Genomic DNA, 12,064 nt, shown 5'->3' on the forward strand with positions numbered 1-12,064 from the left:
ACTGAACTCATGACGAACACACTGATCACCCGGGCCTGGCTGGCTGTCGTCTCCGCCGAACACGCACGGCGCGGTGTCGCCGGAGGCTTCATCCAGCTCAACCATGGCAAACGCCCCGGCGTCGCGCGACTGCGCCGGGGCGACGGTTTCGTCATCTACTCCCCGACCGAGCAGTACCTGGCGAAGACCCCACTGCGCGCTTTCACGGCCCTCGGCATCGTCGCCGACGACGAGCCCTATCAGGCCGCCCCGATGGACATGGGCTCCCACGGCATCGTCCAACCCTGGCGCCGGACCGTCGACTTCGACCGCGTCACGCCGATCCCCCTCAGCGAGATCACCGGCGACCTCCTGCTGACCGCCCGACCGAACTGGGGCTATCAATTGCGCCGCGGCCTGGTCGCTCTCGAGCCCGCGGACTTCGCTGTTCTGCAAGCAGCCATGGGTGCTGCGGAAGTTATCAAGTAGTGGCCAACTTCTCCGACGAAACCCGCGTCTCAGTTCGCGTCAGGCCAACTGGGGCCGGGGTAAGAGGGGAAAGAACGATGCTGAAGAAGAGCTTGCTGGCCCGCATGCTGGCTGGTGCCGCGACGCTGGCGGCCGTGGGTGTCGTGGCCGGCGCAATGCCGAGCAGCGCGGCGGCGCCGAGCTACAGCTACAAGTGCTGGGGGACCTCGAAGGACCACTGCACCGTGGCGGTCCAGGCACCGAAGGGCTGGAAGTTCACCCAGCTCGACCGGGACCAGGCGAAGTTCACCAAGGGCTCGACCGAGATGCTGCGCGTCGACGGGATCTACGCGAAGGTGAGCCCGAAGACCCAGGTCGCGCGGAAGACCGCCGAGCTGAAGAAGGTGCCGGGCCTGAAGATCCTCTCGCTGTCGAACGGCGTCACGCCGTCGGAGATCACGTGGAACAACCCGAAGGTCGTCTTCTACGACGTGAAGTACACCTACCGTGACGGCGCCCGGGGACAGCGCGTGGTGACCACGCGGTACGCCGACACGCTGGACGGCGGAAACCACGCGCTGGTCGAGCTGACCGTGGGTGGGCGTGCACAAGACCAGGCCGAGCTCGACCTGGTGCTGCGCAAGGCGACGCAGACGGTGACGCTTGTCGGCTGAGGCCGGTAGCTTCTGAAACATGAAGCTCTTCGGAGACGACCTATCGGTCGCTACTGCTCGACGAATCGCGCTGGGGGCGCAGGGATTCGCGAGCGGGCGACCGGTAGGTCGTCTTGATGTACGGCGGATGCGGTCGGCGATCGGGGACGTCGGCGTACTGCAGGTCGACGCGGTGAACGTGCTGACCCGCGCGCACTACCTGCCGTTGTTCTCGCGGTTGGGGGACTATTCGCGAGACCGGCTTGACCAGCTGAGCTGGGGACCATCGCGGGAACTGTTCGAGTACTTCTGGGGGCACAAGGCGGCCTTGCTGCCGGTGGTGTACTTTCCGCTGCTGCGGCACCGGATGCGGGCGGCCGAGCAACAAGACTGGAGCGCAGAGCTCTCGCCGGTGATCACTGCGCCGTGGGCGGTGGTGGTCGGGATGCGGCGGCTGCAGACCGAGCGACCCGGGTTCGTGGAGCAGGTGCTCGCCACGATCGCCGAGCGGGGGCCGTTGGCGGCCGGTGAGATCAGCCCGGACGACGTACGCCGCAAGCGCACCGACCCGGATCCTGATCCGACCACGGGCTCGATGTGGAACTGGCAGGACGCCAAGATCGCGGTCGAGTACCTGTTCTGCGCCGGCCTGGTGAGCATCGCCGGCCGGCGGAACTTCGAGCGGCTCTACGACCTCACCGAGCGGGTGCTGCCGGCCGCCGTACTGGCCTCGCCGGAGCCGGATGATCCGCAGCAAGAGCTGGTCCGGATCGCCGCCCGCGGCATCGGCATCGGCACGGCCGCCGATCTCTGCGGCTCGCGTGGCCACTACAAGTTGCCCACAGCAACCGCTCGCCGGATCATCGCTGAGCTTGTCGAGTCCGGCGAGCTCGTCCCGGTGCAGGTCGAAGGCATCACCAAGCAGAGCTACCGCTGGCACGAGGCCGTGGATCGACCGGTCGACGCCCGCGCGCTGCTCTCGCCGTTCGATCCTCTGATCTGGAACCGGGACCGCACCGAGCAGTACTTCGACTTCTTCTACCGGATCAGCATCTACACCCCAGCCGCCCAACGCGTGCATGGGTATTACGTTCTCCCGTTCCTACTCGGTGACGCGCTGGTTGCCCGCATCGATCTCAAGGCTGAGCGCGCCACCTCCACCCTCGTGGTCCCCACGATCACCGCCGAGCCCGGCGCTCCCGACTTCACCGAACCACTCCGCGAGGAGCTCCGGCTGATGGCCGACTGGCTCGGCCTCGAGAACGTTCGTCTGCCTTAGGAGAGGCGGCGGAACCGGACCGCGTCGGCGATCACATACCCGTCGGCCGCGTCGGTGAGTTGGACATATCCGGTGGTTCCGGCCTTGAACGTGAACTCACCCAGCGACTTCCACTCGCCGGTGCGATCGTCCGGGGTGGCCTGGATCCGCTGGTTCACGGTCACTGTCGTCGTACCGGTGGCGTGGTGGATCGCGTACTTGGCGTTCGAGGCGCGATTCGGGTCGGCGGTGTAGGAGACCAGCACCTCGTACCGGCCGTCGCCCGGTAACGCCGGGCGGAACCGCGCCAGGTTCGTACCGGTGCCTTTGGGGTGAGTGAGGTAGTCGAAGCCGTAATACCCCGGAATGCTGCGACCGCTGTTCCAAGTACCGACCAACTCGAAGCCCAGACCGTTGTTGTCCACGGTGATCTCCTCCCGCACATCAGGCTTTGCCGAGGCTGTGACCAGCGTCAGCTGATCGAGGTCGATGCTCTGGCCACCACCTCGCCCGGGACCGGCGAGCGTGATGCGGAGGGTGTGCCGCCCAGCAGCGAGCTGACGCGTGTCCACCAGTACGACGTCGTGGCCGTCGCCTCGGAACGACGTGAGGTCGATGGCCGACGTACGGGGTGTTTGGCCGTCGACGGCGACCGAGACCAGAGCACCGGCGGCCGTGCGGTAGTAGCGCAGCCAGAGCTCGTACCGAGCGTCGCGGTCGACGATGAAGGGGTACTCGATCGAGCCTGTGGGAGGAGGCCCCAACGGGAATGTCTTCGTGCTGAGTCCGGGGCCGGTGGCGAGGGAGTCGCGACTCGCGGTCAGCCACTCCAAGTTGAAGCAGGCAACAGCCACCCTCTGCGGGAATCCGTCCAGGTCGCCGTCGCGGCCGTACAGCAAGACAATCGTGCCGTCGGAGAGTCGGCCCAGGTCCGAGTAGTAACTGCGGCCCGGATTGACCACGCGGCTGTAGCGGAACGAGTTCCCCTCGTCGTAGCTGACCGACACCGTCATGTTTCGGCGCATCGGAGCATCTGGCCGGCTGAGCAGGACGCGGTCCGGGGAGTAGCGGAGCAGGCCTGTGTCGACGCCGTTGAACAGGCCGGCGCCGAAGTCGAGCGCCGGTCGTGACCAGCTCAGCCCGGCGTCGGTGCTGATAGCAACGCCCCGCGGCCAGTCGTTGCCGGAACCAGGACGGCTGTTCAGCAGCACACTGCCGTCGGCCCGCTCGATCAGCCGGGACTCGCCCATTGCCGGCAGGTCTGGGCCCAAGGGGACTTCAGCCCCCGAACGCCAGGTGCGGCCGTGGTCGTCGCTGTAGATCGTGGAGACGCCGTAGTGCCGGTCAGCAGCCGGTACGCCGGTGATGATCGTCCGATGGCCGACGGTCACCAGCAGCCGGCCCGAGGAGAGCTGGATGCCGTGTCCGGGCCCAGCTCCGTGCATGGCCCAGTTGTGCGGGAAGTGCTCGAACAGCGCCGTGAGGTCGCGGCGCTCGCTCCAGGTGACTCCGCTGTCGGTACTGGAGATGACATGGAACGTGCTGGAGTCAGCGGAACAACTGGTGTTCTCCGGCAACCGCACGCACAAGCCGTGGAACAGGAAGACCTCACCAGTCGTGCTGTCGACGACGAAGGTCGGGTTGGCCCAGCTCTGGCCGTTGACCGACGGTACGACGGCCTTCGACGGTGTCCAGGTCCGACCGCCATCGGTACTGCGCCGGAGCAGCAGGTCGTGCGGACCCGCATCGCAGACCTCATACCTGCCTTCGGTGCAGGCGAGGATCGTGTCGTTCGGCAGGACCGCAAGGGCGTGCACGTGGTAGCTCGCCAGTGGGTCAACTGTGTTGTCCCACAAGATCGTCTCGGCGAAGGAAGGTGCCGCGACCTCGGCCTGCCTGGTGGCGACAGCGGGTTGGACGGCTGACGGTAGGGCGGTGCTGACGGCACCAGCGGCAAGTCCGGCGGTGAATGTGCGACGACTGACGGGCGGAGTCATGCCCGGGACGCTAACGACCGAAGGTGAACCAGGACCTGTTGCTCCGCGGCCAATACTGGACTCTGGCAGGAAGCTGAATCACTTGACCGAGCGGACCTTGCCGACCAGTACGCCGGCGAGGGCGGTGATGACCGCGGAGAGCAAGTAGAGGACGGGGTAGCCGCCGAGGTGTTTGACGATCGGGGCGGCGATGACCGGGGCGATCACCTGGGGCAGGGAGTTGGCGATGTTGATGACGCCGAGGTCTTTGGCGCGGTCGACGGCGTTCGGGAGGACCTCGGTGATCAGGGCGAAGTCGACCGAGAGGTAGACGCCGAAGCCGATGCCGAGCACGATCGCGCCGAGTACGGCGCCCGGCCAGGTCGGCCAGAACGCGAGGACGACGGCGGCGACCGCCATCACCAGGCCGGAGGCGACGACGAAGATCTTCCGGCGGCCGAGCCGGTCCGACCAGGCGCCGAAGGCGATCGCGGTGACCAGGGTGCAGACGCTGTAGATCGCCGTCAGGACGAGGACGCTGGTGCCCGCATCGGGGACGCCGACCTCGTCCTGCAAGTAGTAGAACAGGTACAGCAGACCGATCGAGTTCCCCACGTTGAACAGGAACCGCGTCAACCACGCCCACCCGAAGTCCGGATACCGGCGCGGGCTGATCCAGAACCCACGCAGGAAGTCGCGCAGCACGAACGCCGGCGCAACCACCAGCCGGGCGTCCTGCGCACGCGCGACGTACGGCAGCACGGACAACACGACGAAGATCGCACACGCGATGTACCCGACAGCGATCCCACCGAAGACCGTCGCCAGCGCGGTCCCCACGAGTGCACCGGGGACCTGGGCGACGGCGACCCAACCGCCGACGACACCGCGCTGCTCGACCGGCACCCGATCCGGGACGGTCGCGGTCTGCGCAGCCAGTACGGCGTTGCCGAACAACTGCACGAGGCACCACCCCACAAGCATCAAGGCCACGCCCTGAGCTCCGGACAGCACCAGCAGACCCGCGGCAGCACCCAGCGCACCACCGAGCGTCCACGGCATCCGGCGACCGAACCGGGAGGTCGTCCGGTCCGAGACAGCACCCCAGATCGGCGCAGCAACCACCGAGACTGCCGCACCGATTCCGGTGACCAGGCCGAAGACGAATTCTTTGTTGTCCGGAGCAAGTGCCTCGGACTGCTTGGCCAGCAGCACCTGGATCGGGCCGAACCACGCGGCGAACACTCCGACATTGGCCAGCACCACGGCCACGGTCCAGCCCGGCCGAACCCTCATCGTGGGTTCGGCCAGGGACTCCGTCGTCATTCGCGGTTCTGCGCGATCACGTCGCGGAACCAGTGGTACGACGCCTTGGGCGTCCGCTCGAGCGTCTCGAAGTCGACGTGCACGAGCCCGAACCGCTGCGAGTACCCGGCGGCCCACTCGAAGTTGTCCATCAGCGACCACTGGAAGTAGCCGCGGACGTCGACACCATCGTCGATTGCCGACCGCAACGACCGCAGATACCCATCCAGGTAAGCGATTCGGCGCTGGTCGTCGACCACACCGTCGACCGGTACGTCGTTGATCGCGCACCCGTTCTCGGTGATGTAGATCGGTGGCAGGCGGTCGCCGTACCGGTCCTTGAAGGTGCGCAGGATCTCGCCGAACGCGGCCGGCACGATCGGCCAGTCGAAGTCGGTCCGGTCGTAGCCCTCCACCATCCGTGGCTCGAACGGCAGCCCGGGTGGCAGCGGGATCCCGTCGGTGGCGGCCACGTCCGCCTGGCCCGTCGCAACACCGACCGAGGCCGGTGCGTAGTGGTTGATCCCGAACCAGTCGAGCGGCGTCGAGATCACCTTCAGATCGTCCTCGACCGGTCCCGGCATCGCGGCCTCGTAGCCGGCCGGGTACTTGCCGAGCAGGATCGGGTCGGCGAACAACCAGTTGATCAGGTTGTCGTAAAGCCCGGCAGCCTCGACGTCCTCGGCGCTGTCGCTGGCCGGCCAGGTCGGCGCCTGGTTGCTGGCGATGCCGATGTTCGTGGCGCCACCGGCCCGGAGCGCCTGGACGGCCCGGCCGTGGGCGAGCAACTGGTGATGCGCGACCGGCAATGCGTCGAACATCAGGTCCTTGCCCGGGGCATGCGCTCCGAGCGAGTAGCCCATCAGCGTCAGCACCATCGGCTCGTTGATCGTGATCCACATCGGAACCCGGTCCGCGAACCGCGCGGCGAGCACCGACGCGTAGTCACCGAACCGGTCGGTGATGTCCCGCGACAGCCAGCCGCCCGCATCTTCCAGCGCCTGCGGGGTGTCCCAGTGGTACAACGTCGGCGCCGGCTGGATGCCGGCACCGAGCAGCGTGTCGATCAACCGGTCGTAGAAGTCCAGGCCGGCCGCGTTGCCCGGCCCGGTCCCGTCCGGCTGGATCCGCGGCCACGAGAACGAGAACCGGTAGGTGTCGACCCCCAGCTCGCGCATCAGCGCGACATCCTCGGCGTACCGGTGGTAGTGGTCGCACGCGACCGCCCCGGTCTCGCCGTTCAGGACCTTGCCGGGCTCGGCGCAGAACGTGTCCCAGGTCGAGGGGCCCCGGCCGCCCTCGGCCACGGCCCCTTCGATCTGGTACGCCGAGGTGGAGACACCCCAACGGAATCCGGGCGGGAAACTCAACTCATCCGGCACTCGCATCATCCTCATCGGGTGTGGTGTCCACGGGGCGGGGCGGCTCGACCTTGTGCACGATCACCGCCGTACCGTAGGCCGCCACCTCGCTCATGGTCTGGGCGATCTCCGTGCAGTCGAACCGCATCGCCAGGATCGCGTTGGCGCCCATCTGGTGCGCCATCTGGCACATCCGCATCACGGCGACGTGCCGCGACTCGGCCAGCATCTGGGTGTACTCCGGCACCTCACCGCCACCGAGCGAACGGAAGCTGGCGGTGAAGTTCGAGCCGAAGTCGCGGCTCCGCACGGTCAGGCCGAAGACCTCGCCGAAGACCTTGTCCGCGACGTACCCGGGCAGGTCGTTCATGGTCGAGACCAGCACCGGGTACGGCGAGCCCTGCGGCGCGACGTGCGGAGCGTTCTGCTGAGCCGGCTGGTAGCCCGGCCCTTGTCCGTACCCCGGTGCCGGCTGGCCGTAGCCCTGCGGCGGCGGCCCCTGCTGGTACCCCTGCTGCGGCGGCGGCTGGTAGCCGGGCGGCGGGCCCGGCTGGTAGCCGCCCTGCGGCGGCGGGCCGTATCCGGGCGGGGGCTGGTTGGGGTTCGGAGGATAGTTCTGCGTCATGCACTCATCCTGACATCACTGCCGAAACACCTGCATTTCATACACCGAATATCCGTACGACGTCGCTCGCTGCGTCCCGGTGAACTTCACGTACCGAGCCTGCGTGGCCGGGAACCGGAGCACATCCTCCCCACCGTTGCCGGTGGTTGTCGCGTACACCTGCTTCCAGGTCGATCCGTCCGTGGACACCTCGATGCGATAGCTCTTCGCGTACGCCGCCTCCCAGGTCAGCACCACCCGACCAACCGGTTGGATACTGCCGAGGTCGACCGACAACCACTGCGGATCCGACCAGTCGCTGGCCCATCGGCTGGCGAAGTTCCCGTCGACCGCGTTCACCGGCGGGGAGTTGTACCAGCCGGTCTCGTAGCTGCTCGCCGCCACCGGCTTGCCCTGGGCAAGGTTGCTCACGTTGTCGCCGCGCCGAGCCGGGAACTCGACCACCTGCTGGTACGTGGGCCGGTTGACCCAGGCGATCCTGTCCTGCGTGATTCCGCCCATCGGGTTGTGTGCGATCTGATCGGCGCAGAACTGGTCTCCCGCCGCACAGTCCGCCGTCGCCGGGTACGTCGTCGCCGCCGGCACCTTGGTTGCGGCCAGCAACGAATCGGTCAGGACCGACCGGCAGGCTGCGAGTGCTCCGCTACCGCAGTACGTCACCGGCTGGGCCGCCTGGACGGGATCGCCGAGCACCTTGCGCAGATCACGCTGGACGAAACCCCACCAGCCGCTCTGGAACGCCGACCCCTGCGCGCTCGGCCGCTCGTCGATCTTCAGGTTCGCGACCAGAGCGCCGTACAAGTCGGGGCCGAGGTCCTTGAACTGTGCGGGGACCAGGATCGGCCACCAGGCGTCGAGGATCCGGATCGCCTCCGCATGGTCGTAGGTCTTCGACGACGCGTTCGGCGACTGGCGGTGGCTGCCGGCGTTCTTCCAGGCGGTCAGCTTGGCGACCGCGTCCGCGACCGCCGGGTCGGTGATCGGCGCACTCTTCAGCACGCGGAGCAGGTAGGGCAGCACGTAGTCGGCGCGCAGATCGACCGTGGCCGCGCTCTCCATCGCCTCGACCAACTTGCCGCGGGTGAACTTCTGCCCGCTGCCGATGACCGCCTTGATCCGGTCGTCCAGCGGCTGGTTGCGGTAGACCGAGTTGTAGCCCCACTGGCCGTCCGACGCCGAGAAGCCGGGCGCCTGCTTGTTGTTCCAGCTGGTCAGGTAGTCCTGGTTGACGACCTGCGGGTGCTCGGCCGGCGGCGTGTACGTCGCCCTGTTGGTGGCCGGGTTCCAGCCCTGCCACTCGTAGTTGCTCCAGGTCGGCAGGTTCGGGTCGGCGCCGGCCGCGCGGACCGGGTTGTCGCCGGAGTTGTAGTACGCGATCGTCGACTTGTCGGTGTAGAACCAGTTGAAGGTGTAGCCGATGTTGGCGGCGGCCTTCTTGAAGTCGTCCGCCGACTTCATCTTCTCGGGATCGTTGAACAACATGAAGCCGAGTGCCGAGCCCGCGTCGTTGCCGTAGGTCGACCGGTTCTTCGTGAACAGCACCGGCTTGCCGGCCACTGTCCCGCGGTGCGTGACGATGCCGAACTTGGTGCGCAGGGCAACCAATGTGTACGAGCCGGCCGGTTCCGAGGAGCCGAGGCTCGAGTACCACGCGTTGTTCCGCTCGAGCCGCTCGATCGGCGTGCACTCACCCCGGAAGACGTAGTACGCCGAGTTCTTCGTCGGCGTACCCCCGTTCGGCTCACAGAGCGGGACCGCGAAGGTGTCGGTGATGTCCTGGCCGGCGGACGTTGCGCTCCAGGAGTAGTCCGGGCCGCGGCCGATCAGCGTGTAGAAGTTCAAGCCGGAGAACGCGATTCCGCGGGTGCTGATGCCGGGGCCTTGCAGCTCTTGGCGCAGCAGCAGTTGCGGGGCGAAGTAGCCGGTCTGCGGGCCGTAGACCGCGACCGGATTGCCGCTCTCGGTGTGCGCGCCGGAGACCAGCAGAGCGTTCGACATCGCCTTCTTGCCGTAGCCCTCGGGGAAGACACCACCGTCGAAGACGCCCTTGAGACTCTCGGATCCCTTGGGTGCGGCTTTGACGGTCGCCGTCTTGTTGACGGTCTGGTTGATCACTTCGGGCTCGGGCGTGACCGATCCACGGTCCGGCATCGCCCGTCCGGCCGGGTTCGGCCCGGTGGTTCCGTACGGGAACGACGTACCGTTGTGGACCGTCGTACTGGCTTCGGGGTCGTTCTGCGAGCGGAAGGACTCCCAGACTTTGGTGCCCTGGGCAACGCCGTACTTCGCTTGGGCTTCGAGCAAAGCCAAGGCGGAATTGACTTCGCTACCGCCGCCGGTGCCGAAGATGCCGGCCACCACGGCCGCGGTGGCGACGACGTCGGTCACCTTCCACGGCTGCGTCGGCCAAGCCAGACCGAGCGCCACGTATTCACCGGGGTACGCGATGCCGACCGTGTTGATGTAGTGGTTGACACCGTCGACCCAGGCCTGGATGTCCTGCTGCATCTTCACGCCGTCGGCGCCGTACAGCTCGTCGGCGCTGTCGAACTGACGCTGCAGGTCGGCTTCCGTGTACGGCGCGGTCCGCCAGAACTCCTGCTCGAACGCACGGTTGGCCGCCGCACCACCGGCGAACGGCGTCAGCTGGCCGCGACCGAGGTGCCGGAAGACGTCCATCACGAACAAGCGGTCCTGTGCACCGGCGTACCCGGCGCCGAACATCGTGCCCAGCCGGGTGGTGCCGGTGATGTGCGGGATCCCGCGCGACTTGTCCCGGACGATCGTGACGTCCGACCGCGGCGAGATGGTGCTCGCGACATCATCCGGCTTGACCCCGAACGAGGCGTCGTCGAAGTACGGCGCGAGGCCGTCGTCGGTGATGTTCTGGGAGTTCCAGACCAGGTCTTGATAGGGCTTTACGGTGTCGCTGAAATGCGCGGGGCGGGTCCCGAAAGCCTTGAAGGCAAGGAGATCCGTGAACGTCGCGTTGCCGTTCTGACCTGGCGGCAGGATGTCGCGACACTGGCCGGCGCAGTAGTCCACTGGTGCGGCGGCAGCTGCTGCTCGTGGTGCGGCCTGGGTACTCGGTACGGGTAGCGCCGCCAGTACGGCGGCCGAGGTCGCCACGGCGATCGCCGTACGAAGGGTGCGGGTCCGGGGTGCGGGGCGGGGCACGGGAATCCTCCCTTGGTCGAAGAAACTGAGAATGACTCACTAGTAGCTTCGAGGTCAAGGGGTCGGCAATTGGTCCGGGGCGACTACTGGTCAAGTACGGACAGTGACCACTACTGTGTCGACCACCATGAGCATTCATGACCGTTATCGGTTGAGTGCGGTGATCAACGCCAGGGGCACCTACACCCCACTAGGGGTGTCACGGAGTTCCGACGGGGTGGCGGAGGCCGTCGCACAGGCATTACCCGAGTTCTTCGTGATGACCGAGCTCGGCGACCGGGCGAGTGAGACGATCGCCCAGGTCACCGGCGCCCAGGCGGGTGCCGTCGTGCACTGCACCGCGGCCTCGATCACGCTCGCCGTCGCGGCCACGATGGCCGGCACCGACCCGCGCCGGATCGCCTCGTTGCCCAATACAACGGACATGCACAACCGGGTGGTGATGCCGGCCTGCCACGTGGTCGACTACGGCCACTCCAACCTCCAGGGCATCCGATTGGCCGGTGCCCAGGTCGACCTGGCGGGTGACGAAGCCCGTTGCACGCTTGAAGATCTGGAGGCCGAGCTCGACGGCCCCGACATCTGTTGCCTGATGCTCGTATCGTCCCGGCTGACCAGCGGACCGCCGATCGACCTGGTGGCGGCGATCCGCGCCGCCCATCGCCGCGGCGTACCGGCGATCATCGACGGAGCCGCACAGTTCCCTCGCGTGGCCGATCTGCTGGCCACCGGCGCCGACCTGGTGCTGATCAGCGGCCAGAAGTACCTGGCCTCACCCACCGCGGGTCTGATCGCCGGCACCTGGCCGCTCGTGCAGGCCGTCCGGGCGCAGGAGCACGGCATCGGCCGGGCGATGAAGCCGACCAAGGAGGCAGTCATCGGCGTCATCGCCGCACTCGAGGAGTGGCAGGCGCTGGACCGGATGAAGTGGGAGGCCGACGAGCTGGCCAAGGCCGGCGACTTCGCCGATGCCGCGGCCCGGATTCCGGGGGTCACGGCAACCGTCGTACCGGATCCGACTGGGCTGCCGGTCTCCCGCGTGGTGCTCACCGTGCCCAATGCGCATGACATCGCCACGCAGCTCGAGGCCGGTTCGCCGTCGATCTACGTGATGACCGATCGGCTGGCGGACGACCAGTTGACGCTGGAGCTCGTCCCCCTGACCAAGGACGAGATCGACGTCGTACTCGCTCGGCTCTGGGCACTGCTGACATAGCAAAGCCCCGGCCTCCTCCGTAGAGGAAGCCGGGGCTTCGGTGCTA

9 protein-coding genes are annotated in these 12,064 nt (G+C 67.4%); 4 read left to right on the plus strand and 5 right to left on the minus strand.

The window, feature by feature from the left end:
* Positions 1-9: 9 nt before the first annotated feature.
* From ABZS29_RS34525 to ABZS29_RS34535, 3 genes are all read left to right on the plus strand, one after another.
* Positions 10-468: an EVE domain-containing protein gene (locus ABZS29_RS34525; RefSeq protein ID WP_355468546.1), complete on the plus strand. Its 459-nt coding sequence runs from the start codon at positions 10-12 to the stop codon at positions 466-468.
* 77 nt (positions 469-545) lie between these two features.
* The gene (locus ABZS29_RS34530; protein WP_355468548.1) at positions 546-1,121 is read left to right on the plus strand and encodes a hypothetical protein; all 576 of its coding nucleotides are present in this window, start codon (positions 546-548) and stop codon (positions 1,119-1,121) included.
* Positions 1,122-1,140: 19 nt separating this feature from the next.
* Entirely contained in the window at positions 1,141-2,379 is a 1,239-nt protein-coding gene (locus ABZS29_RS34535) for a crosslink repair DNA glycosylase YcaQ family protein (RefSeq protein ID WP_355468550.1), read from the plus strand.
* Here ABZS29_RS34535 and ABZS29_RS34540 read toward each other — a convergent pair.
* The 5 genes from ABZS29_RS34540 to ABZS29_RS34560 all read right to left on the minus strand — a co-directional run bounded on the left by ABZS29_RS34540 (position 2,376) and on the right by ABZS29_RS34560 (position 10,802).
* A complete protein-coding gene (locus tag ABZS29_RS34540) occupies positions 2,376-4,355 on the minus strand; it encodes an exo-alpha-sialidase (protein WP_355468552.1) in 1,980 nt (659 codons plus the stop codon). The two genes, ABZS29_RS34535 and ABZS29_RS34540, sit on opposite strands and share 4 nt — an antisense overlap.
* Positions 4,356-4,433: 78 nt before the next feature.
* Entirely contained in the window at positions 4,434-5,660 is a 1,227-nt protein-coding gene (locus tag ABZS29_RS34545) for an MFS transporter (protein WP_355468554.1), read from the minus strand.
* On the minus strand, positions 5,657-7,021 hold the full coding sequence (locus ABZS29_RS34550) for a GH1 family beta-glucosidase (protein ID WP_355468556.1): 1,365 nt from the start codon (positions 7,019-7,021) through the stop codon (positions 5,657-5,659). Before ABZS29_RS34550 ends, ABZS29_RS34545 begins: the two co-directional genes overlap by 4 nt.
* Positions 7,011-7,625 carry a heavy metal-binding domain-containing protein gene (locus ABZS29_RS34555; RefSeq protein WP_355468558.1) on the minus strand — a complete coding sequence of 205 codons (615 nt, stop codon included), beginning with the start codon at positions 7,623-7,625 and terminating at the stop codon, positions 7,011-7,013. The genes ABZS29_RS34550 and ABZS29_RS34555 overlap by 11 nt, the downstream gene beginning before the upstream one ends.
* A gap of 15 nt (positions 7,626-7,640) precedes the next feature.
* Positions 7,641-10,802: a penicillin acylase family protein gene (locus ABZS29_RS34560; RefSeq protein ID WP_355468560.1), complete on the minus strand. Its 3,162-nt coding sequence runs from the start codon at positions 10,800-10,802 to the stop codon at positions 7,641-7,643.
* Positions 10,803-10,929: 127 nt separating this feature from the next.
* Between ABZS29_RS34560 and ABZS29_RS34565 the strand changes: the two genes are divergently transcribed.
* A complete protein-coding gene (locus ABZS29_RS34565; protein WP_355468562.1) occupies positions 10,930-12,018 on the plus strand; it encodes an aminotransferase class V-fold PLP-dependent enzyme in 1,089 nt (362 codons plus the stop codon).
* Positions 12,019-12,064 lie beyond the last annotated feature (46 nt).

This window comes from Kribbella sp. NPDC005582, assembly GCF_040605415.1.
GTDB lineage: Bacteria > Actinomycetota > Actinomycetes > Propionibacteriales > Kribbellaceae > Kribbella.